This is a genomic window from Actinokineospora globicatena, from assembly GCF_024171945.1.
Taxonomy (GTDB): domain Bacteria; phylum Actinomycetota; class Actinomycetes; order Mycobacteriales; family Pseudonocardiaceae; genus Actinokineospora; species Actinokineospora globicatena.
The window spans coordinates 512,469-533,651 of sequence record NZ_JAMTCR010000004.1; the positions used below are offsets into that span (position 1 = coordinate 512,469).

General features: G+C 70.6%; 18 protein-coding genes. 15 read left to right on the forward strand and 3 right to left on the reverse strand.

Annotated elements, in window-relative coordinates; translation table 11 throughout:
* Positions 1-30: 30 nt before the first annotated feature.
* From LV79_RS21325 to LV79_RS21350, 6 genes are all read left to right on the forward strand, one after another.
* Positions 31-2,682: an AAA family ATPase gene (locus tag LV79_RS21325; RefSeq protein WP_253839784.1), complete on the forward strand. Its 2,652-nt coding sequence runs from the start codon at positions 31-33 to the stop codon at positions 2,680-2,682.
* A 696-nt stretch (positions 2,683-3,378) separates the two neighbouring features.
* The gene (locus LV79_RS21330) at positions 3,379-4,233 is read left to right on the forward strand and encodes an alpha/beta hydrolase (RefSeq protein WP_253839786.1); all 855 of its coding nucleotides are present in this window, start codon (positions 3,379-3,381) and stop codon (positions 4,231-4,233) included.
* The gene (locus LV79_RS21335) at positions 4,230-5,051 is read left to right on the forward strand and encodes an alpha/beta fold hydrolase (RefSeq protein WP_253839788.1); all 822 of its coding nucleotides are present in this window, start codon (positions 4,230-4,232) and stop codon (positions 5,049-5,051) included. Before LV79_RS21330 ends, LV79_RS21335 begins: the two co-directional genes overlap by 4 nt.
* 26 nt (positions 5,052-5,077) lie before the next feature.
* Positions 5,078-5,884: an alpha/beta fold hydrolase gene (locus LV79_RS21340; protein ID WP_253839790.1), complete on the forward strand. Its 807-nt coding sequence runs from the start codon at positions 5,078-5,080 to the stop codon at positions 5,882-5,884.
* Between the two features lie 159 nt (positions 5,885-6,043).
* The gene (locus tag LV79_RS21345; RefSeq protein ID WP_253839791.1) at positions 6,044-7,645 is read left to right on the forward strand and encodes a methyl-accepting chemotaxis protein; all 1,602 of its coding nucleotides are present in this window, start codon (positions 6,044-6,046) and stop codon (positions 7,643-7,645) included.
* 143 nt (positions 7,646-7,788) lie between these two features.
* Positions 7,789-9,084: an NAD(P)/FAD-dependent oxidoreductase gene (locus LV79_RS21350; RefSeq protein ID WP_253839792.1), complete on the forward strand. Its 1,296-nt coding sequence runs from the start codon at positions 7,789-7,791 to the stop codon at positions 9,082-9,084.
* Between the two features lie 53 nt (positions 9,085-9,137).
* On the opposite strand, the gene LV79_RS21355 is transcribed toward LV79_RS21350, so the two are convergent.
* Positions 9,138-10,079 carry a mechanosensitive ion channel family protein gene (locus LV79_RS21355; RefSeq protein WP_253839795.1) on the reverse strand — a complete coding sequence of 314 codons (942 nt, stop codon included), beginning with the start codon at positions 10,077-10,079 and terminating at the stop codon, positions 9,138-9,140.
* Positions 10,080-10,242: 163 nt separating this feature from the next.
* Here LV79_RS21355 and LV79_RS21360 point away from each other — a divergent pair, with 163 nt between their 5' ends.
* Together LV79_RS21360 and LV79_RS21365 are read left to right on the forward strand one after the other, a co-directional pair.
* On the forward strand, positions 10,243-10,674 hold the full coding sequence (locus tag LV79_RS21360; RefSeq protein ID WP_253839796.1) for an SRPBCC family protein: 432 nt from the start codon (positions 10,243-10,245) through the stop codon (positions 10,672-10,674).
* A gap of 37 nt (positions 10,675-10,711) precedes the next feature.
* Entirely contained in the window at positions 10,712-11,392 is a 681-nt protein-coding gene (locus tag LV79_RS21365; protein ID WP_253839798.1) for an SDR family NAD(P)-dependent oxidoreductase, read from the forward strand.
* 13 nt (positions 11,393-11,405) lie between these two features.
* Here the strand turns inward: LV79_RS21365 and LV79_RS21370 are convergent, their stop codons facing one another.
* A complete protein-coding gene (locus tag LV79_RS21370) occupies positions 11,406-12,995 on the reverse strand; it encodes a phytoene desaturase family protein (protein WP_253839800.1) in 1,590 nt (529 codons plus the stop codon).
* An 82-nt stretch (positions 12,996-13,077) separates the two neighbouring features.
* The gene (locus LV79_RS21375; protein ID WP_253839802.1) at positions 13,078-13,389 is read right to left on the reverse strand and encodes a DUF6221 family protein; all 312 of its coding nucleotides are present in this window, start codon (positions 13,387-13,389) and stop codon (positions 13,078-13,080) included.
* Between the two features lie 206 nt (positions 13,390-13,595).
* Here LV79_RS21375 and LV79_RS21380 point away from each other — a divergent pair, with 206 nt between their 5' ends.
* The 7 genes from LV79_RS21380 (at position 13,596) to LV79_RS21410 (ending at position 21,163) form a co-directional block, all read left to right on the forward strand.
* Positions 13,596-14,450 carry an STAS domain-containing protein gene (locus LV79_RS21380; protein WP_253839804.1) on the forward strand — a complete coding sequence of 285 codons (855 nt, stop codon included), beginning with the start codon at positions 13,596-13,598 and terminating at the stop codon, positions 14,448-14,450.
* A gap of 5 nt (positions 14,451-14,455) precedes the next feature.
* Positions 14,456-14,824, forward strand: a complete 369-nt coding sequence (locus LV79_RS21385) for an STAS domain-containing protein (protein WP_253839805.1) — start codon at positions 14,456-14,458, stop codon at positions 14,822-14,824.
* A complete protein-coding gene (locus LV79_RS21390; protein WP_253839807.1) occupies positions 14,821-15,222 on the forward strand; it encodes an anti-sigma regulatory factor in 402 nt (133 codons plus the stop codon). Before LV79_RS21385 ends, LV79_RS21390 begins: the two co-directional genes overlap by 4 nt.
* Positions 15,210-16,259 (forward strand): ATP-binding SpoIIE family protein phosphatase, encoded by a 1,050-nt coding sequence (locus LV79_RS21395; protein ID WP_253839809.1) that lies wholly within the window; start codon positions 15,210-15,212, stop codon positions 16,257-16,259. Before LV79_RS21390 ends, LV79_RS21395 begins: the two co-directional genes overlap by 13 nt.
* A complete protein-coding gene (locus LV79_RS21400; protein ID WP_253839811.1) occupies positions 16,256-17,980 on the forward strand; it encodes an ATP-binding protein in 1,725 nt (574 codons plus the stop codon). The genes LV79_RS21395 and LV79_RS21400 overlap by 4 nt, the downstream gene beginning before the upstream one ends.
* A complete protein-coding gene (locus LV79_RS21405) occupies positions 17,977-19,521 on the forward strand; it encodes a fused response regulator/phosphatase (protein WP_253839813.1) in 1,545 nt (514 codons plus the stop codon). The genes LV79_RS21400 and LV79_RS21405 overlap by 4 nt, the downstream gene beginning before the upstream one ends.
* Before the next feature lie 445 nt (positions 19,522-19,966).
* The gene (locus LV79_RS21410; protein WP_253839821.1) at positions 19,967-21,163 is read left to right on the forward strand and encodes a prenyltransferase/squalene oxidase repeat-containing protein; all 1,197 of its coding nucleotides are present in this window, start codon (positions 19,967-19,969) and stop codon (positions 21,161-21,163) included.
* Positions 21,164-21,183: the final 20 nt, after the last annotated feature.

Below are 21,183 nucleotides of genomic sequence, written 5' to 3' on the forward strand. Positions count from 1 at the left end.
GGTAGGTCGTACGTAGGGCACAGTGGGGGCGTGGATGTGATCGGCCGCGCGGCGGAGTTGGCGGCGTTGCGGCGCGTGATCGATCGAGACCCCGGTGTCGAGCCCAACCTGGTGCTGCACGGTGACCCGGGGGTTGGCAAGACGGTGCTGCTCAGGGCCGGGATCGAGTACGCGATCGAGCGCGGGGTCCGGGTGCTGGGCGGGTCCGGCTACGAGAGCGAGGCGCAGCTGGCGTTCGCGGGCCTGCACCAGCTGTTCGCGCCGGTGCTCGAGTACTTCGACCGGGTCGAGCCGTACCACCGCGAGGTGCTGCGCCGCGTGCTCGGGTTCGAGGCGGGGCCGGTGCCGGACCGGCTGGCCATCTCGGTGGCCTCGCTCGCGGTGCTGGCGGCGGTGGCCGAGGACGGCCCGGTGCTGGTCGCGGTCGAGGACGCGCACTGGGTGGACCACCCCACCCGCGAGGTCATGATGTTCATGCTCCTGCGGCTGCGTCCGTACGACCTCAGGGCGATCTTCGCGCGCCGACCGCTGCTGAGCAGTGAGCGCGTCACCCCGAACATCCACATGTACGAGGTGAGGCCGCTCGCCGACGCCGACGCCATCGATCTGCTGGCACGGTCGCACCCCGACTTGCCTGTGCGGGCGCGCGACCAGGTACTCCACTACGCGGCGGGCAATCCGCTGGCGCTGGTGGAGCTGCCAGGGGTTCTCGGCACGGATGCCGCTACCGGGCTGGAGATGCTGCCCCCGGGTGCGTCGACCAGGACCAAGCTGGAGTCGACCTTCGCGGGGCGGGTGCGCGAACTCGACACCGACGTGCGCCGGACGCTGCTGCTCACCGCTCTCGACGGCGACCGGCTGGAGAACCGGGCGCACCCGACGTCACTGGCGCCGTCACTGCTGGCCGAGCTGGAGCGGGTCGGCCTGGTCACCCACGACTCCACCCCGTCCGGCCTGCGGTTCCGGCACCCGCTGGTGCGGTCGGCGATCATCGCCTCGGCCGCCCCCGACGAGCTGCGCGCCGCCAACGCCGAGCTCGCCGAGCTGTACCGGGACACCCCGGAGCGGCGGGTCTGGCACCTCGCGGAGGCCGCGGTCGAGGCGGACGAGGCCGTCGCCGCCGAGATCGAGCGGACCGCGCTCGCGGCGAGCCTGCGCGGCGGCAGCGGTCTGGCCGTCCCCGCGCTGCGCCGGGCCGCCGCGCTGAGCCCGGACCCCGCCGACGCGGCCGGGCGGCTGCACCGGGGCGCCGAGCTGGCGGGGGAGTCCGGCCAGCTGCACCTGGCGCAGAAGCTGCTCGACGAGGCCCGCGCCCTGCTCGACGACCCGGCGCACGGCGTGGTCACCCGCGCGAGGATCGCCCTGCTGCGCGACGGCGACCTGTCCGGCGCGCGCAGGTTGCTCGAACACACGCCAGTCGCCGACCGGGTGCTGCACCTCTGGCTGACTATCGCCACCTACACCCAAGACCCGGATGAGTGGGACAGGCTGGGCAAGGCTCTAGCGGCCGTCGAGAACCCCGACGAGTCCACGCTGCTCTTGTACGACGTCCTCTCCGGCGCCCCTGTCGCTGACGCGCCTAGACGCCTTCGCGTCGCGTTCGACCTCTTACCGGCGACCGCGTCTCCTGGCCGGATCGTGGACCTGTGCAGACTCGCGACCTGGCTGGACTTACTGCACGAACACCGCACCCCGCTACGTGAGCTGATCGACCGGGAAAGCGGCGGGGGAGCGGTCACACACGTCGCCGCCTGCCACTGGTTCGCCGCACACGACCACTTCCTGGCGGGCGACTGGGACGCCGCTGAGTCGTCGGCCGAGGCTGGGCTGGACCTGTGCGTGCGGCACGACCTGGAGTTGATCGCGCACGACCTGCGCTGCACGCTGGGCTGGCTGGCCGCGAGCAGGGGAGACGTCGACAGCGCGCGCGAGTACAGCAGCACGGTCGAACGGTGGGCGGAGCCGCGCGGCAGTGCGCTGCACTTAGCCCTATCTGCCCGCAACACCGCCGCTGCGGCTTTGGCAGAGGGCGACTACGAGACCGCTTACGTCTCCTTGTCCGCTATCGCCGACCACGCCAGTTATGCTCCGTGGCTCTTGTTCGACCTGGTCGAGTCCGCGGTCCGCACCCGACGAAGCGCCGCCGCGGCCGCCTACGTCGAAGCCGCCGAACTCGCCCGCTTGGCCGACCGCTCACCCCGCGTCCGCCTCCACGTCTTCGCCGCCAAAGCCCTCAGCACAGCGGACGACGACATGGCAGTGGGCCTGTTCCGCGCCGCACTGGCCCTACCCCTGGTCGAACAATGGCCCTTCGACCACGCCCGAATCCGCCTCGCCCTAGGCGAGACCCACCGCCGAAACCACCGCCCCGGCGAAGCCCGCCCAGAACTCCGCCGCGCCGCGGACCTCTTCCGCCGCACCGGCGCCACAACCTGGCAACGCAGAGCCGAACAAGAACTCAGAGCCACCGGCCTCGCCATCAACACCGAACCCACGACCGACACCCTCACCGCCCAACAACTGGAAGTGGCCAACCTCGCCGCCACCGGCCTGACCAACAAAGAAATCGCCGAACGCCTATTCCTATCCCCTCGCACCGTAAGCGCCCACCTCTACCGCGTCTTCCCCAAACTGGGAATCACATCGCGCTCGGCACTTCGCGATGCCCTTGCTTCGCTGTGACTTGACCAGGTGCGGGGAGGTGGCTGCGGGTGTGCGGCGGTGCGTTTGGAACGACCCGGGGCGTGGAGTTCCTGTGGCGGGGTGGGAGTTGTCCACATGGGGCTGAGTTGTCCACAGTCTCGACTTTCAGCCTCTCTTGGCTTGCGTTCCCTTGGGTAGGCTGTGTATTCGGGGGTCTTTGGGGCGGGTTGATCTTGCTGGCCGTGGCTGGGTAGGCGGTGAGCTGGGGATCTCTGGCTTTCGTTGCCTTCGCTTCGCTGCGGTGGACGGCTCGCCTTCGGCATCGAACAGGCGCGAGTTTCGAGCAGAGCTCGATGGGGCGAACGTGTTTTGCGTGGGGCCCCTACGACACCCGTGGCAGGACCGCAAAGCAGGGGCCGAAAAGCATGGCCCTGTCCGCTACCGACGCTACGGGTACCGTCCCCCCACACAAAACAAGTCCACCCCATCGAGCCGGCCTGGCACCAGCGCCTTCGTGGAGCGCGGGTCGGCCAACGTCGTCAGCGGGCGGTCTTGGGGCCAACGTTGCTTGCGGGTGTCTCGGGGCCAACGTTGTCGGCGGGGCCTTGGGGGCCAACGATGTCGAGGCCAAAGGTGTTGGGTGCGGTGGCGCGGGGTGGGCCTGGGCACTGCTGGAGGGCACATGCAGTCGTGTGACTGATGCGGGGACCTGGGGGGTGTCGACAGGGTTGGGGTATGAGCAACGCACATGACAGCGAGCAGGTTGAGCGGGCCAATGCCTCTGGGTTGGCTCCGGTTGTCTTCGTCCACGGGCTCTGGTTGCTGCCCAGTAGTTGGGATCGGTGGGCTGAGCTGTTCGAGGCGGCCGGGTATGTGGCGGTGACGGCTTCCTGGCCGGATGACCCCGAGACCGTCGAGGAGGCCAACGCGCATCCTGAGGTGTTCGCGAACAAGACCGTTGGGCAGATCGCGGATCACGTCGGTGGGTTGGTTGAGCGGTTGGACCGCAAGCCCGCGGTGGTCGGGCACTCGTTCGGTGGGTTGATCACGCAGATCCTGGCGGGGCGCGGGTTGTCGGTCGCGTCGGTGGCCATTGACCCGGCGCCGTTCCGGGGGGTGTTGCCGTTGCCGATCTCGGCGTTGCGGGCGGCGGCGCCGGTGTTGCACAACCCGGCGAACCGGCACCGGGCGGTGCCGTTGACCTTCGACCAGTTCCGGTTCGCCTTCGCCAACGCGGTGGATGAGGACGAGGCCAAGCACCTGTTCGAGACCTACGCCGTGCCCGCGCCCGGTGCGCCGCTGTTCCAGGCCGCGACCGCGAACCTCAACCCGTGGACCGAGGTCAAGGTCGACAACGAGAACCCGGGGCGCGGCCCGCTGCTGATCGTCTCCGGCGAGAAGGACAACACCGTGCCGTGGGCGATGGCCAACGCCGAGTACAAGCGGCAGAAGGCCAACGAGGGGGTCACCGAGATCGTCGAGATCCCCGGCCGGGGCCACTCGCTGATCATCGACAGCGGGTGGCGCGAGGTCGCCGACACCGCGCTCGAGTTCATCCGCCGGTTCGCCGCCACCGGGAGCGCCGCGTGAGCACCTTCACCACCGCCGACGGCACCGACCTGTTCTACAAGGACTGGGGCACCGGTCAGCCGGTCGTGTTCAGCCACGGCTGGCCGCTCAACGCCGACGCCTGGGACGGTCAGGCGCGCCTCGTCGCCCAGCACGGGTACCGCGCCGTCGCGCACGACCGCCGGGGGCACGGCCGGTCCGCGCAGACCTGGCACGGCAACGACATGGACACCTACGCCGACGACCTAGCCCAGCTCATCGAGGCGCTCGACCTGCGCGACGCCGTGCTCGTCGGCCACTCCACCGGCGGCGGCGAGGTGGCCCGCTACCTGGGTCGCCACGGCACCGGCCGGGTCGCGAAGGTGGTGCTGCTCGGGGCGGTGCCGCCGCGGATGGTCCGCACCGAGGCCAACCCCGGCGGTGTGCCGATCGAGGTGTTCGACGGCATCCGCGCCGGCGTGGCCGCCGACCGGTCGCAGTTCTACTGGGACCTCAGCGCCCCGTTCTACGGCTACAACCGCGAGGGCGCCGTCGAGTCCGAGGGTGTGCGGCGCGCGTTCTGGCTGTGGAGCCTGCAGGCCGGGCTGCACCAGGCCTACGAGTGCGTGAAGCAGTTCTCCGAGACCGACTTCACCAAGGACCTCAAGCGCATCGACGTCCCGACCCTCGTCGCCCACGGCGACGACGACCAGATCGTCCCGGTCGACAACGCCGCCAAGAAGTCCGCCCTGCTCGTCCCCGGCGCCACCCTCAAGATCTACCCCGGCGCCCCGCACGGCCTCGTCGGCGCGTACGAGCAAGAGTTCAACACCGACCTCCTCGCCTTCCTCAGCGCGTGATCCCTCTTACTCGAAGGAGCCCTCCGATGCGCCGCCTGCGCACCGCCCTGCTCGTCCTCGCCGCCACCGGCGCCCTGCTCACGACCGCCGCGCCCACCGGGTCCGCCGGGACCTCGACCGAGGAGTCGCACCACCCCAAGCCCACGGTCGTCCTGGTCCACGGCGCCTTCGCGGACGCGTCGAGCTGGTCGGAGACCACCACCCGCCTGCAGCGCCAGGGCTACACCGTGGTCGCCCCCGCGACCCCGCTGCGCGGGCTGACCCAGGACGCGGACTACATCGCGTCCGTGATCAAGTCCATCCCCGGCCCGGTCGTGCTGGTCGGCCACTCCTACGGCGGCGCGGTGATCAGCACCGCAGCCGCGTCGTTGCCGCAGGTCAAGGCCCTGGTGTACGTGGCGGCGTTCGTCCCGGACACCGGTGAGGTGCTGGGTGAGCTCGCCGGTCGCTTCCCCGGCTCCGAGCTGGTCCCCGCCCTCAAGCCGATCCCGCACGCCAACGGCGCCGACCTCTACATCGACCCGGCCAAGTTCCGCCACGTGTTCACCGCGGACCTCTCCCCGTCGACCTCGGCCCTGCTGGCCGCCTCCCAGCGCCCCATCAACGCCACCCTCTTCGGTGACGCCGCCCCTGCCGCCGCGTGGCGCACCATCCCGTCGTGGGCCGTGATCGCCAAGCAGGACCGTGCGATCTCCCCGGACCTGGAGCGCTTCGAGGCCAAGCGCGCCAACTCCAAGACCATCGAGCTCAACAGCTCCCACGTCCCGATGCTGTCCCACCCGGACGAGGTGACGCGCGTCATCACCACCGCCGCCCGCGCTACCACGAAGTAGCCCCGCACCAGCGGGCGCGCCACCCCTCGCCCGGGGTGGCGCGCCCCGTGCGCCCGATCGCCGCTCGCCGTCGCGCATCCGTTCGAACCAGACGCTCAGGTCCTCCGCCCACCCGCCGATGTCCCCCCTGGAGCGGGACACGAGATGAAGGGTCGGCTGATGGCTGCAGGACGGCGGGGCGGTGTGCTGGGGCGGTTCGCGGACCTCCCGGTGACGGTGAAGATCTTCAGCGCGGTGGCGGTGGTCCTGGTGGCCTTCGCCGCGGTGGTGGGGCTGAGCTTGACCGGGACCGGGCAGTTGACGGACGGGGCGCGTGCGGTCTACGACCGCGGCGTGCACGCCACGCAAACCCTGGCGAAGGTGCGGGCCGACATCCTGACCGACCGCAACTTCATGCTGAACTACTACATGTCCGACGCCGAGTGGCGGCCGAAGAACAAGCAGTCGATGACCGCCCTGGACGCGGAGATCGAGTCGACTTTCGTCTCTTACACCGCTGAGACCGCTGACCCGGCGACGCTGACCGCGCTCCGCAACACGTGGAAGAGCTACCTGAGCGTCCGCGACCAGCAGATCCTGCCCGCCGCCGACACCAACAACCTCGACGCGTTCTGGGACGGCTACAACAAGGCCGACGAGCTGACCGCGACGCTCGACAAGCAGCTCGACACCCTGACCACCGCGCAGGCGAACGCCGCCGCCGGTGCCGCGGCCGACGTCGCCGCGACCGGTGACCGCACCAACGCCTGGATCCTGGGCGGCGCGGGCATCGGCCTGTTCCTCGGCCTGCTGCTCGCCTGGTGGGTGGCCCGCGCGGTCACCCGGCCGCTGCAGCGGGTCACCGCGGTCCTGGAGGCCGTCGGCGACGGCGACCTGACCCGCCGGGCCGACGTGACCAGCCGCGACGAGGTCGGCCAGATGGCCGCCGCGCTCAACCGGGCCACCGACAGCATGCTCGACACCGTGCGCACGATCGGGTCCAACGCCTCGGCGCTGACCGGGTCCTCGCGCGACATGGCCACCGCGGGCGACATCCTGGCCAAGGGCGCCGCGCAGACCGCCGACCGCGCCGGTGCGGTCCGCCAGGCCGCCCAGGACGTGTCGCTGCACGTCCAGACGCTGGCCACGGCCTCGGAGGAGATGGGCGCGTCGATCCGCGAGATCGCCTCCAACGCCTCCGACGCGGCCAGGGTCGCCTCGGACGCGGTGGCCTCCGCCCAGGAGACCACCGAGATCGTCGGCAAGCTCGGCGAGTCGTCGACCGAGATCGGCAACATCGTCAAGGTCATCACCAGCATCGCCGAGCAGACCAACCTGCTCGCCCTCAACGCCACCATCGAGGCCGCTCGGGCCGGTGACGCGGGCAAGGGCTTCGCCGTGGTCGCCAGCGAGGTCAAGGACCTGGCCCAGGAGACCGCGCGGGCCACCGAGAACATCGCCACCCGGGTGCAGACCATCCAGGGCGAGACCTCGTCGGCGGTCGGCGCGATCGAGCGGATCTCGCAGATCATCCACCGGATCAGCGACTACCAGACCACCATCGCCTCGGCGGTGGAGGAGCAGACCGCGACCACCAGCGAGATGAGCCGCAGCGTCTCCGAGGCGGCCGCCGGTGCCGACGCGATCGCCCAGACCGTGACCGAGGTGGCCGAGGCCGCGTCCTCCACCAGCGACACGGTGAGCGCGTCCCGCGAGACCGCCGACTCCCTGGCCACCATGGCGGGCGAGCTCAACAACGTGGTCACCCGCTTCCGAGTCTGACCAGGATAACCGCGTCTGACCACGACAACAGCAGATGGCCGGTGTTCCCCGCGCGGGGAACACCGGCCATCGCGTTTGTGCTACCGGCGCGTCACGCTTGGTGAGAGAGGTTTCCCGATCTCGCTAAGAGGTACGCCTGGGGTATGACTGCGATCATCGACCGACCGGGTGCGCGGCACCGCGTGGTAGTCGTCGGCGCGGGTTTCGGGGGTTTGAACGCCGCCCGGGGTCTGCGTCGTGCGGACGCGGAAGTCGTAGTCGTCGACCGGGTCAACCACCACCTCTTCCAGCCACTGCTCTACCAGGTGGCGACCGCGATCCTGCCTCCCGGCAACATCGCCCCACCGTTGCGCGAGGTCCTCGGTGAGGACTGCAGGGTCGTGCTCGGTGAGGCTACGGACGTTGACGCTGGTAACCGCGTCGTCGACGTCGTCCAAGCCGATGGCGCTATCCGCAAGGTCGGCTATGACTCCCTTGTCGTCGCGGTAGGCAGCACGGACAGCTACTTCGGTAATGACGGATGGCGCCAGTGGGCACCACCGATGAAGACCCTCGACGATGCCGTCAACCTCCGTGGACGCATCTTGCGAGCGTTCGAGCGCGCTGCTCTTGCGTCTGACGAGGCCACTCGTCGCCGCGAGATGACTTTCGCGATCGTCGGCGCTGGCCCTACCGGCGTCGAGCTGGCTGGCCAGATCGCTGCCATGAAGCGCCGCACTTTGCGTGGTCAATACCCGGAACTCAACCTGGACGAGGTTCGCGTCGTCTTGCTCGACGCTCTAGACACGGTCCTGCCTCCTTACACCGAGTCTCTCCGCGACCACACTGAACGCAAACTGCGTGAGTTGGGTGTGGACGTCAGGCTGGGTAAGAAGGTGGAGGAGGTCGACGACCACGGCATCGTCTATGCCCCAACAAATGGCGGTCCCACCGAGAGACTCGACGCCGCGACCGTTGTGTGGGCCGCTGGAGTAAGAGCGGCTCCGCTCACCGGCAAGCTTGCCGCGTCAGCGGGCGTGGAGACCGACAAGAAGGGACGCCTGGTAGTCCAAGAGGACTGCACGGTCCCCGGTCACCCCGAGGTGTTCGTCATCGGTGACACCGCCAACCACAGTGATCTGCCCGGCGTCGCGGAAACGGCCCTCCAGCAAGGCAAGTACGTGGCCAAGGCCATCCGCGCCCGGCTCACCGGCGACAAGATCACCCCGTTCCGCTACCTGGACCTCGGCACCATGGCGACCATCTCCGCCAACGACGCTGTCGGCGACGTCCGTGGCCTGCGCCTGCGCGGCCTGATCGGCAAGGCTGCTTGGGCCGTCGTCCACCTCGCGTTCCTCGTCGGCTGGCGTAACCGAGCCGCTGTGCTTGCGGGCTGGGCTTGGACGGTCGCGACCGGCCGTCGAACTCAACGAGTCATCTTGGAACCCGTCAGCGCATGAGCCTCTAGACGCAAGAGGGCGCCACCCGCGTGGGTGGCGCCCTCTTGGTGCTGTTAGCGGCTAGGTGGTGCCTGGCCGTACGGCGGGATCTGGCCATAAGGGTGCTGCGGTGGCGCGGGCATCTGCCCGGGGCCGCCCATCTGACCGCCGTAAGGGCCAGGCTGCGGCGGCATCGACGGGTAAGAGCCAGTCGGGTGCATGCCCGGCTGGGTCATCTGCGGCTGGTGCATGCCCTGGGCGTTCCACGCCTGCGCGGGCGCGCCGGAGTGCGCCGGTTCGCGGGTCATCGGGTGCGCCTCCATGTGCTCGCGCATCTTCGGGATCTCGTGCTCCGCGCGGTCAAGCCAGCCCTCCCACCGCCGCTGCATGGGGCGGATCATGCCGCCGCCGATGCCGACGATGGCGATGCCGCCCGCCGTCGCGAGCACCGTGATGAGCACCGGCATGGTCACCGTGGTGGCGATCCCCACCTGGTTGAGTGCCGCGATGATGCCCAGCGCCACGATGAACACCGACGCCGCCGTGGCGAGCGCCTTGCCGTAAGAGAGGCCGCCGAGCACCGCGGTGATGAAGTCGCGCACCCCGCGCGCGATGGCCGCCGCGACCACGACGATGAGCAGTGCCACCGCCGCCTTGGGCAGCCACGCCACGATGTCGCTCAGCAGCGCCGAGACCGGGTTCGACCCCCACACCCCGAACGCGACCTGCAGGGTGACCAGCAGGATCGCGTAGTACACCAGCTTGGCGATGATCTCCGAGGCCTCGAACCGGGACCGCGCCAGCATCTGCCGGATGCCGCCCCGGTCCACCACGCGCTCGAACCCGACCCTGGCCAGCACCTTGGTGACCACCCTCGCGGCGAACCGCGCCACCAGGTACCCGATGCCGAGGACCAGGGCGAACCCGATCAGTCTCGGCACGAACGTGATGACCATCCGCCAGGCGTCGGAGAACCCCGCTCCGATGTCGACGGCGGCCAGCTGTGACACGGCCATCCGCTACTCCTTGCACTCCGGCCCGCGCGTGCGCGGTCGTGGACACCGCCAAGCCCCGATGATGACCCGCTGGCCCCACCGGCGCGCGCCACCAGCCACGATCGGGTGACGGGGGTCGCGCGCGGTGCGGTTGTCCCCGGCGATTCGCGGGTAGGTCACGCACATGGCCCCAGTGCGCACCGAGGTACCCGTCCCGCCCGCCCGGGTGTGGGACGTGCTCGCCGACGGTTGGACCTACGCCTCGTGGGTCGTCGGCGCCTCCCACATCCGGAGCGTCGACCCGGGCTGGCCCGCCGTGGGGACCCGGATCCACCACAGCGTCGGCGTCTGGCCCGCGGTCATCCAGGACGCGACCGAGGTGGTCGCGGCTGACCCGGGCCGCAGCATCGACCTGGAGGCCAGGGTGTGGCCCGCGGGCACCGCCCACGTCCGGCTCGAGCTGCTCGACCACGGCGACCGCACCACCATCACCATGACCGAGCAGCCCCGTCGCGGCCCGCTCGCCCTCGTTCCCCGCTTCCTCGTCGACGCGCTGCTCATCCCGCGCAACCGCGAGACACTGAGCAGGCTCTCCGACCTGGCCGCCGCCCGCTGACCCCGAACCACCGATCCAGCTCTGAACGAGGTCTTCCATGAAGAGCGTCTCGCCCCCACTCGCCCTGGTCACCGGGGCTACCTCCAGCATCGGTCGCGATCTCGCCGGAGAGTTCGCGGCCCACGACTTCCACGTCGTCCTAGTGGCCAACGACCCCACAGTGCACGATGTGGCCGCCGACCTCCCCGAGGCCACCGCGATCCAGCTCGATCTAGCCGTACCGGCCAACGTCGACTCTTTAGCGGCACGCGTAGGTGTCCCTACCGCGATGGCGATCAACGCCGACACCACCACCGGCGGTTCGTTCTCGCAAGGCGCGGCGCTCGAAGACCACTTGGCCACTACCGACCTGAACGTCCGCGCGACCATCCACCTGACGAAGCGGTTGCTACCCGGGATGATCGCCCGCGCTCACGGCCGATTGCTCTTCACGTCATCGGGAGCGACCAACCACCCGGTCCACAACGCCACCAAGGCATTCGTGCAGTCGTTCGCGGGTTCACTGCGCGACGAACTCCTGGGCACCGGCCTGACGGTGACGGCTCTAGCGCCGGAATCTCACTCCAGCACCACTCTCGCCTCGCGCGTCTACGGCGCTCTTATGGCAGGCCGCCCGCAGGTAGCCCCGCCGTCACCGCTAAGCCGGATCACCAACCAGATCCGAATCGACCAGCGTCTTCCGGCCGCACTCCGCTTTCTCACCAACGCTCGCGCCTGATTTAGAGCTCGTCCTAGTGCTTGGGCGGATGAAGGGTGCGGTGGAGGCCGCGCATAAGAGGTCGGTAGACAGGGCCGTAGTAAGAGTGGCTGGCTAGCGCAGCCCTTGCCGCGTTCGCACCAGGAGCCCCGTGCACCCCACCGCCCGGGTGAGCTGACGCGCTCGCCAGGAACAGGCGCTCGATGACCGTGTCGGCGCGGGCGAGGCCCGGGGTCGGCCGGAACACCAACTGCTGGTGGATGCCCGCCGTCCCGGAGTTGATGGCACCGTCGACCAGGCTGGGATTCCCGCTCTGCAGGTCCCTGGGACCGGAGACGACCCGCCCCAGGACCAGGTCGCGGAAACCGGGGGCGTGGGTGGCCACGATGTCCTCCACCCCGTCCGCCCATGTGGCCAGCCGCTCGGCGGGCCAGTGCCCGCCGCGGGGGACGTGGCTGTAGAGCCATGCCGACTCCGTCCCGGCGGGGGAGCGGCTCGGGTCGGCAGTGGTCATCTGGCCGAGCAGCAGGAATGGCCGCTCCGGGACCCGCCCGCTGCCGAGTTCGGCGTCCACCTGGACCAGTCCGTCGGCGTCCACTCCCAAGTGGACCGTGCCAGCCGCCGATGCCGCGGCGGAGCGCCAGGGGATCGGTCCGGACAGCGCCCAGTCGACCTTGATCGTCGAGTCGTCCCAGTCGAAGTTGGCGATGTCGTCGAGCAGCGTGCCGGGCAGCAGGTCCGCGCCGACCAGGTCCCGGTAGAGCACGGGAGCGGGGACGTCCGCCAGCACCGCCTTCGCGGCCCGCACGTGGTCGCCGCCCGCGACAACACCGACAGCCTTGCCGCGCGCGACCAAGACCTTCGTCACCGGTCGCGAACACTCGACGCGACCGCCCCGGGACTCCAGTCGCCGCACCAACGCGTCGGTCAGCGATCCGGCGCCACCCTGGGGCACCGGGAACCCCACGTCCTGCCCCAGCATCGCCAGCAACCAGCCGAACACAGCGCTACCTGCTTGGTTCGGTCCTAGATCGGTGTGCATCGCGTTACCTGCCAACAGGATCCGCGCGCCCTCCCCGGCGAACCGCTCCTCCCCGTACCGCCGAACGGGCATCGTCGCGACACGCATCGCCCTAAGAGCCTCGGCGACGCCCAGGGTCGTCAACAAGCCCAACCCCGCGCGAACCGGGGGAAACGGCCGAAGCAAGGCCCGGATCAAGTCGTCTCGGACATCCAGGTACCGGGCGTACTCGGAGCGCCACGCAGCGGCATCTTGAGCGGCGAAAGAACCCACGGACTCCGCGGTGCGCTCCACATCACGGGAGAGCAAGACCGATCGGTCGTCCGGGAACACGTGGGCGAGCACGCCGGGCGCGTGGCGCCACCGCAACCCGTAGTGCTCGAGCCCCAGCGCCTCAATGACCGGTGACGCAGCGGCCAGGGGGTGGAACGCGCTGTAGAGGTCGTGGCGGAACCCGGGGACCGTGAGCTCCGCTGTCCGCACCGCGCCACCCGGGTGCGCGGCCGCCTCCAGCACGACCACCGACCACCCCGCGTCAGCCAGCAGGTTCGCCGCGACCAGGCCGTTGGGCCCACTGCCGATCACCACCGCGTCGGCCACCATCAACGCCTCCGCACCGAGTCGGCCCAATGATCCACTTCAGCGTCCATGGTGGAGGGTTCACCACGCCCGCGACAGGTGAAACCTACTGCTGCACCCGCCACTCTTCCTGCCAACCGTGGTGCGCGTCGTACGCGGTCGCGAGTAGCCGCAGGGTGTCCTCGTCGGCGACGGCGATCTCCGCGCGCAGCAACGGGGCCTTCTCCGCGAACGACACCGGCTCACCAGGGCTCGCTATCGGCGCTAGGAGCAACCCTGTGCCGTCGTCACTACGCAGCACGTGGAGCCTGCCGAGCCGCTCGGCCTCCTCTAGCAGCGGGACGCCCCCAGCGGCCGCCCTGCGTTCGTCTTCAGAGAGCCGCTCAGTGAGGAACGCACGCACCGCGTCGAGGTCCATGGGGTCGGTCTACCCGGTCCGGATGCCCAACACACGCTCGGGTTAGGCTTCTCACGTTCCCGAGCCCAGGTTGAGCCAACAGCCCGCTCACGGCGCCCGCGCGGTTCGGACATCCAGGTGCAAGCCCTGCCTACGCGCGGCCCGAACGCGAACACACCTTCGCCCTCGGCGCTAAGCTCCGCCGGTCGGCTCGACTAGGAGGCAGGATGACGATCGAAACGGGGCGCTCGGACAACCTCGCGGATCTGCTGCGGACCGGTGCCGCGGCGTTGACCGCGCGGTGGGTCGAGCTGGCCGCCGCCCCTCTCCGGGGGCGCCTGAGCCCCGCGGAGCTGGAGCGCGAGCTGTCCGAGCTCTACGGCGCCCTGCTCTCCGGAGTCGACAGCGGCGCCCGGGACGTGGCGGCCGAGCCCTACGCCGAGCTGCGCGGCCAGCTGGCCGACCTGTCGCGGCGCCGGGCGCGTGCCGGGTTCACCCCGTCGGAGACCGCCATCGCGGTGTTCGCGCTCAAGCAGGCCCTGTTCGAGTTCGTCGACCGCGATGACGCCCAAGGCGGCCTGCGCGAGGTCGTCGTGTTCTCCCAGCTGCTCGACGCGCTCGGGCTGCAGACCTTCGAGACCTACGCCAAGGCCCGCGAGGAGGTCATCGACGAGCAGGCCGAGCAGCTGCTCGAGCTGACCACCCCGGTGGTCAAGCTGTGGGACGGGGTGCTGGCGGTCCCGCTGGTGGGCACGCTGGACTCCGCGCGCACCCAGGTCGTGATGGAGAAGCTGCTCGAGGCGCTGGTCACCACCGGCGCGGCGCACGCGATCATCGACATCACCGGTGTGCTCGCGGTGGACACCCAGGTCGCCCAGCACCTGCTCAAGACCGTGATGGCGGCGCGGCTGATGGGCGCGGAGTGCACGATCTCCGGCATTCGCCCGCACATCGCGCAGACCATCGTCGCGCTGGGCATCGAGTTCGGCGACATCACCACCAAGTCCTCGCTCGCCGACGCCCTGCGGCACGCGCTGCGCCGCTCCGGGGTCGACGTGGTCACCGCCGACCGGCGCGGGTGAGCGCGGTGGAGCGCATCCCCATCCTCAAGATCGGCGACGTCCTGCTCGCCTCCATCCAGGTCGACCTGCAGGACCGCGACGTGCTCGCGCTGCAGGAGGACCTGGCGGAGAAGATCACCGCGACCGGCGCGCACGGCGTCATCCTGGACATCTCGGCCGTCGACATCGTCGACTCGTTCATCGGCCGGATGTTCGCCACCATCGCCTCCACCTCCCGGCTCTTCGACGCGCACACCGTCGTGGTCGGGATGCGGCCCGCGGTGGCCATCACGCTGGTTGAGCTAGGCCTCACCCTCGGTGAGGTGCGGACCGCTCTCGACCTGGAGAAGGGCCTGGCCATCCTCGCCGAACTTGGCGAGCGAGCACCCCGGTGACGGGGCGCGAGGACATCCCCATCGCCGCCGACGAGGACGTGGTGCGGGTGCGCCAGGTCGTGCGGTCCTTCGCGCAACGGGCGAAGCTGTCGCTCGTGGACCAGACCAAGCTGGTGACGGCGGCCAGCGAACTCGCCCGCAACACCCTGACCTACGGCGGCGGGGGTGCGGCCGTCGTCGAGCTGCTCGGCGAGGGCAGGCGCCAGGGCGTCCGGGCGAGCTTCCAGGACACCGGCCCCGGCATCCCCGACACGGCCCTCGCGCTGACCGACGGCTGGACCAGCGGGCGCGGCATGGGCCTCGGGCTCAGCGGGGCGCGCAGGCTCGTCGACGAGTTCGAGCTGGACACCGAGGTCGGGCGCGGCACCACGGTCACCGTGGTCAAGTGGTCGCGGTGACCGGGGGTCCGCCCGCCGACCACCTGCCCACCGCCGAGGATGTCGGCTGGCTGCCGGTCGAGGAGCTCAGCGCGGTCGGGGCGGCGCGGCGGGCCGCGACCGGGCTGGCCGAGCGGCTCGCCTTCACCCCCACCAGGGTCGCCGAGGTCGCGCTGGTGGTCACCGAGCTGGCGACGAACCTGGCCAAGCACGCCGACCAGGGCGTTCTGCTGTTGCGCGCCCTGCGCACGGCCGAGCACGCGGAGGTGGAGGTCGCCTCCGTCGACCGCGGCCCCGGCATCGCGGACCCGGCCCTGGCCTTCCTCGACGGCCACTCGACCGCAGGCACCCTGGGTATCGGGCTCGGAGCCGTGGCCCGCATGTCGGACACCTACGCGATCAGGTCCACCGTCGGCAGGGGCACGATCCTCACCGCGCGGTTCGGTCCGCGCGACTTGCGCCACCCCGCGCGCATAGAGCCTGCTGTCGCCGCTGGGGTCACGAGGCCCATGGGCGGTGAGGAGATCTGCGGCGACGCCTACGCCATCCGCAGGCAGGGTAAACGACTGCTGTTGATGCTCTGTGACGGTTCTGGTCATGGACCGCTCGCCGCCTCGGCATCGCAAGCGGCTGTGCGGACTTTCCTGGACATCGACTGGACCACCCCAGAAGACGCGGTGCGCCTGCTGCACGGTGGCATGAGCGGAACTAGAGGCGGCGCGGTCGCGGTGGCCGAGTTGGACCCGGTGGCCGCGCTGGTGCGCTACGCGGGCGTGGGCAACATCTCGGGCGCGGTGGTGACCGACCGCAAACGCGGCATGGTGTCGCTCCCCGGCATCGCGGGTTACCAGGCACGGACGATCCGCCGCTTCGACTACGAACTACCCGAAGACGCCGTGGTGGTGCTGCACTCCGACGGGCTCAACGAGCGCTGGACGACAGACCCGCTCGACCGCTGGAGCGCGGACCCGCTGGTGGTCGCGCTGGACCTCCTGCGCGAGGCGGGCGGCCGCCGGGACGACGCGTCCGTGGTGGTGGCCAAGGCGAGTGCCCGATGAGTGCCGTCGAGCTGTTGACCCTGTCGCTGTCCGGTGAGCAAGGCGTGTTCCTGCTCCGGCAGCGCGGTCGGGAAGTGGCACGGGCGATCGGCCTGGAGACCCAGGACCAGATCCGGATCGCGACGGCCCTGAGCGACCTGGGCAGGCTCCTGCTCGTTGGTCAGATCCCCCTCACGGTGGTCTTCGAACTGACCGAGGACCCGGTGGCGTCGCTGGTGGTGCGGCTGGGCACCGGCCTGTCCAGCGCGCCGGTGTCGGAGCCGGGGTGGTCCACAGCGGAACGGCTCCTTGACGAGGTCAAGGTCGAGAACCGGCGCGGCATGGTGCACGTCAGGGTCCGCAAGGCGTTGCCGGGTGGGACTACCTTCCCCGACGTGCGTGGGGCGGCCCACTTGCGCGGCGAGCTGGGAAGCCTCCAGCCGGGTAACGCTGCCGACGAGTTGCGCGCCCAGAACGAAGAGCTGTTGCAGACGCTGGACAGCCTGGAACGCAAGCAAGAGGAACTCCTCCAGCTCAACGCGGAACTGGAAGAGACCAACCGCGGTGTCGTCGCCCTCTATGCGGAGCTGACCGAGGAGCTGGACGACACCAACCGCGGCGTTGTTGCCCTCTACGCGGAGCTGGACGAGAAGAGCAACGAGCTCAAGAGGGCCAGCGACGCCAAGAACCGGTTCTGGTCCAATGTCAGCCACGAGGTGCGGACCCCGGTCAACTCGATCGTCGGCCTGGCCCGCCTGCTGCTCGGACCGGGCGCCGACCCGCTCACCGACGACCAGCGCAGGCAGCTGGAGCTGATCAGCACCTCCGGCGGCGGCCTGCTGACCCTGGTCAACGACCTGCTCGACGTCGCCAAGGCCGAGTCGGGCCGGTTGCAGCCGCGGGTGTCCGAGGTGGACATGCGGCTGCTGTTCGCGCACCTGCGTGACGGGTTCGCGCCCGCCGCCCGCGACGGCGCGGTCCAACTCGTGTTCGACGAGCTGCCTGACGCCCCCGCCCTGCGCACCGACGACACGATGCTGCAGCACATCCTGCGCAACCTCGTGTCCAACGGCCTCAAGTTCACCGAGCGCGGCGAGGTGCGGGTCAGCGCCACCACCGACGGCGAGCACTGGGTGTTCACCGTCGCCGACACCGGGATCGGCATCCCCGCCGACCACCTGGACAAGGTCTTCGAGGAGTTCCACCAGGTGCCCAACGCGCTGCAGGCGCGCGCGGCGGGCACCGGCCTCGGGCTGCCCTACGCGCGCAGCGTGGCCGAGGTGCTCGGCGGGTCGCTCGATCTGCGGAGTACGCCTGGTCAGGGCACGCTTGTCACCGTGCGACTCCCTGTTTTCGCGGCCGAGGCCCCGACCAGGCCCCGGTCGGTGCTGCTGGTCACCGCGGACGACACCCTGCGTGCCCGGCTGAGCACCGCGATGGGCCCGCTCGTCGACGCGATCCGGCAGACCGCCGACGGCCTCGGCGCGGTGCTGATGGCCACCGCCGAGCGGCCCGACCTGCTGGTGCTCGACCTGGCCGCGCCGCACGCCGAGGACTGCCTCGCCGGGCTGCACCGGGAGCCCCGGCTCGCCGGTGTCCCGGTGCTGGCGGTGCAGTCGGCCGAGCACCGGGACCGGGAGGGCGGCCTGGTGGTGCTGCACACCTCGCAGCTGACCTCCGACTCGGTCCGCGACGGCGTTCGCCGGGCGCTGGCCGCCGCGCCGGAAGAGTCGAGGCCGTGACTGCCGGGTTCGACCAGGACCGGCCCGCCCGCATCCTGGTCGTCGACGACACCGAGGCCAGCAGGTACGTCACCGGAAGTTGGCTGCGCCGCGGCGGTCACGAGATCATCGAGGCCGACACCGGGGCCGGTGCGCTGGCCGCGCTGCGCGAGTCCGAGGTGGACCTGGTCATCCTGGACGTGAACCTGCCGGACATGAGCGGGTTCGAGGTCTGCGAGGCGATCAAGAGCGACCCGGCGACGGCGGCGCTGCCGGTGGTGCACGTGTCCGCCAGCCTGATCGAGGCCAGCGACCGCGCCGCCGGGCTGACCAGGGGCGCCGACGCCTACCTGAGCGAGCCGGTCGACCCGGGTGAGCTGCAGGCCACGGTGAAGGCCGCGCTGCGGTACTACCGGGCCAGGATCGCGGCCGAGCGGCTGGCCGCCCGGTTGAGCCTGCTCACCGCCGCGAGCCTGGAGATCAACGCGGCCCGCACGTTCCCGGCGCTGGTCACCGCCGCCGTGCAGGGTGCCGCGGCGGTGCTCGACAGTGCCGCCACCGTCTTGGTGCGGCTGCGCGACGGCGCCGAGCTGTGGGGGAGCACCGAGGGTGCGGGCAGCCACGTCACGGTGTCGAACACGCGCTTGCTCGACGGCCTCGCGGAGGAAGTCCTGCCTGAGCGCACCACTTCCGTGTTCCGCACGTTGCCGGATGGCGATACCTGCGCGGTCTTGGCCCGCACCAGGTCGGACCACCCGGCTACCTGTGTCGCGCTCCCGGCGAAAGCCGTAGTGGCGCAGGAGGAGCGAGACCTGTTGGTCCAGATAGGACTAACTACGGCCGTTGCCGCTGAGGGGCTGCGGGCGTTCGCCGACGAACACGACATCGCACTCGCGTTGCAGCGGAGCCTGCTGCCCAGCAGCTTGCCGCGTTCGCCCGGGGTGACCATGGCGGCCCGCTACGTCCCCGCGTCGACCATCGCTCAGGTCGGCGGTGATTTCTACGAGGTCGCCGAGCTGGGGGACCGGTTGCTGGTGGCCATCGGTGACGTCACCGGGCACTCGATCGAGGCGGCCAGCGTCATGGGTGAGGTCCGGCACGCCCTGCGCGCTTACGCGATCGAGGGCCACCCGCCGGACCTGATCGTCGAGCTTCTTAACGCGATGCTCCGCCGGTTCCACCCGGAGGGTCTTACGACGCTGTGCGTGCTTGTGCTGGATCCCGTAGCGGGTAAGGCAACCATCGCGAACGCGGGTCACATCCCGCCGTTGGTCGTAGACGCGTCCAGTGCGCGCTACCTGCGCTTGCCCGGGGCGTTGCTCGGGGTCAAGACACCCCGCCCGGAGGCGACCACGGTGGACATCCCCTCTGGGACGACCGTCGTCCTGATGACCGATGGGCTTATCGAGCGCCGCACGTCCCCCCTCGACGCCGACATGGAGCACCTACGCGCGTCTATGCGGGCCGACGAAGACCCGGAGTCGATGTGCGAGCGATTGCTTAGCACCTACGGTCAGAACAAAGACGACGACATCGCCCTCTTGGTGCTACGCCGGGACTGATTGCTCTTATTGGCTGCGATCGGTTGCGCTAACTGGATCAAACGCCGAGTACCGGGTCGATCACGTTTCAACTAACGGCTGCCGACGTCCATGCGTGCGGTAGACGCGACCGCGCTCGTTTCCGTTGGCGCTCAAGGGGATTCTGGCCCGTTGGGCCGTACGGGTGGTGGCGCTCGTGGCCGCTAACGGATCTTGCGGTCCGTAGTCGCCGTTGGGCATGATCCGAAGCGTTAAGCAACCGCGCCCACACGGGGAAAGTCCGGTCTGAGCCCGGTGCTGGCCCCGCGAGGTCGGCCGCCCATGTGGCGGCGGAGCCCACTGCCCCCGCCGGGCGCGGCGTGCTCCGAACTGTCGAGGACCGCGGGTGGCCCGGGTGCGCCGGGTCGGCCACTGTCCTCCCGCGCGAGAGGCGTAGGACATGGGCCTTGGCCCCAGATCAGCAGTCATGGCAGGCGTCACGGCTGTCGCGCTCGTGATGACCCCTCTCGGCGCGGCCGCCCAGGCCGGTGCCACCGCCGACGACACCGCCGCCGGGTGGCTCGCGCGCCAGCTGGTCGACGGCGACCACGTCGAGAGCGCCCCGGCCACCCCCGACTTCGACGGCACCGCTGACGTGGTCCTCGCGCTCGACGCCGCCGGGGTGGGTGCCGACGCCGCGACCAAGGCGGCCGCGTTCCTCGCCGAGCCGGACGCCGTGCTGGAGTACGTCGGGGACGGTGCCGCCGAGTCCTACGCCGGACCGCTGGCCAAGCTCGCCCTCGTCGCCGAGTCGCGCGGGCTCGACCCGAGGTCCTTCGGTGAGGTCGACCTGGTCGCCGGGCTCGGCGCGCTGCAGGCCCCGTCCGGCCGCTTCGTCGACGCCTCGGCCCAGCCGGACCAGTCCGATGGCCTCAGCCAGGCGCTGGCCGTGCTGGCCCTGGAGCGGGCCGGTGGGGCACCCGCGAAGGCCGTCGACTTCCTGGTCGCGTCGGCCTGCCAGGACGGCGGGTTCCCGGTCGCGCTCGACAGCACGTGCCTGTCCGATGTGGAGGGCACCGCAGTCGCGGTGCAGGCGCTGCTCGCCGTGGGGCGCGCCGACGCGGCCACCGCCGGACTCACCTGGTTGATCAGCCAGCAGTCCGCCACCGGCGGGTTCAAGTCGAGCCTGCCCGACGCGGTAGACAACGCCGCCTCTACCGGCTTGGCCGCGCAGGCCTTGCGCGCGGCCGGTAAGACTGCCGAGGCCGACAAGGCGGTCGCGTTCCTGACCAGCCTCCAGCAAGGGTGCACCGCCGCTGAGGCCGTCCGCGGCGCCATCTTCGCCACGCCGGGATCCAATGTTGGTGCCGTTAGCGCTACCAGCCTCGCGATCCCCGGCATCGTCGGAATCAGCTACGCCAAGGTGAGCTCGGTAGGCGCGAGCAACGCACTGCCCACGGTGGACTGCACGACGCCTACGACGTCCAGCACGCCGCCGACCATCAACCCGGTTCTCAACCCTGGCGGCAACAATGGCGCGGCGCCCGTGCCGCAGGGAGCCAACGCGCCTGCTCTAGCTGCTACCGGGATCTACCGTCCCTCGGTTGCGTGGGTAGGTGTTCTGCTGCTCTTGAGTGGTGTCGCTCTTGTCGCGCTGACCCGTCGTCGCGCGTCTGCCCGATAGCGCTGTGTGAGAGGACCGGG

Excerpts from the sequence above, each read along its gene's own strand:
- LV79_RS21350 (WP_253839792.1), top strand. The coding sequence starts at position 7,789 with ATGACTGCGATCATCGACCGACCGGGTGCGCGGCACCGCGTGGTAGTC.
- LV79_RS21380 (WP_253839804.1), top strand. The coding sequence starts at position 13,596 with ATGACGATCGAAACGGGGCGCTCGGACAACCTCGCGGATCTGCTGCGG.
- LV79_RS21340 (WP_253839790.1), top strand. The coding sequence starts at position 5,078 with ATGCGCCGCCTGCGCACCGCCCTGCTCGTCCTCGCCGCCACCGGCGCC.
- LV79_RS21355 (WP_253839795.1), bottom strand. The coding sequence starts at position 10,079 with ATGGCCGTGTCACAGCTGGCCGCCGTCGACATCGGAGCGGGGTTCTCC.
- LV79_RS21400 (WP_253839811.1), top strand. The coding sequence starts at position 16,256 with ATGAGTGCCGTCGAGCTGTTGACCCTGTCGCTGTCCGGTGAGCAAGGC.
- LV79_RS21360 (WP_253839796.1), top strand. The coding sequence starts at position 10,243 with ATGGCCCCAGTGCGCACCGAGGTACCCGTCCCGCCCGCCCGGGTGTGG.
- LV79_RS21330 (WP_253839786.1), top strand. The coding sequence starts at position 3,379 with ATGAGCAACGCACATGACAGCGAGCAGGTTGAGCGGGCCAATGCCTCT.
- LV79_RS21370 (WP_253839800.1), bottom strand. The coding sequence starts at position 12,995 with ATGGTGGCCGACGCGGTGGTGATCGGCAGTGGGCCCAACGGCCTGGTC.
- LV79_RS21365 (WP_253839798.1), top strand. The coding sequence starts at position 10,712 with ATGAAGAGCGTCTCGCCCCCACTCGCCCTGGTCACCGGGGCTACCTCC.
- LV79_RS21375 (WP_253839802.1), bottom strand. The coding sequence starts at position 13,389 with ATGGACCTCGACGCGGTGCGTGCGTTCCTCACTGAGCGGCTCTCTGAA.
- LV79_RS21345 (WP_253839791.1), top strand. The coding sequence starts at position 6,044 with ATGGCTGCAGGACGGCGGGGCGGTGTGCTGGGGCGGTTCGCGGACCTC.
- LV79_RS21410 (WP_253839821.1), top strand. The coding sequence starts at position 19,967 with ATGGCAGGCGTCACGGCTGTCGCGCTCGTGATGACCCCTCTCGGCGCG.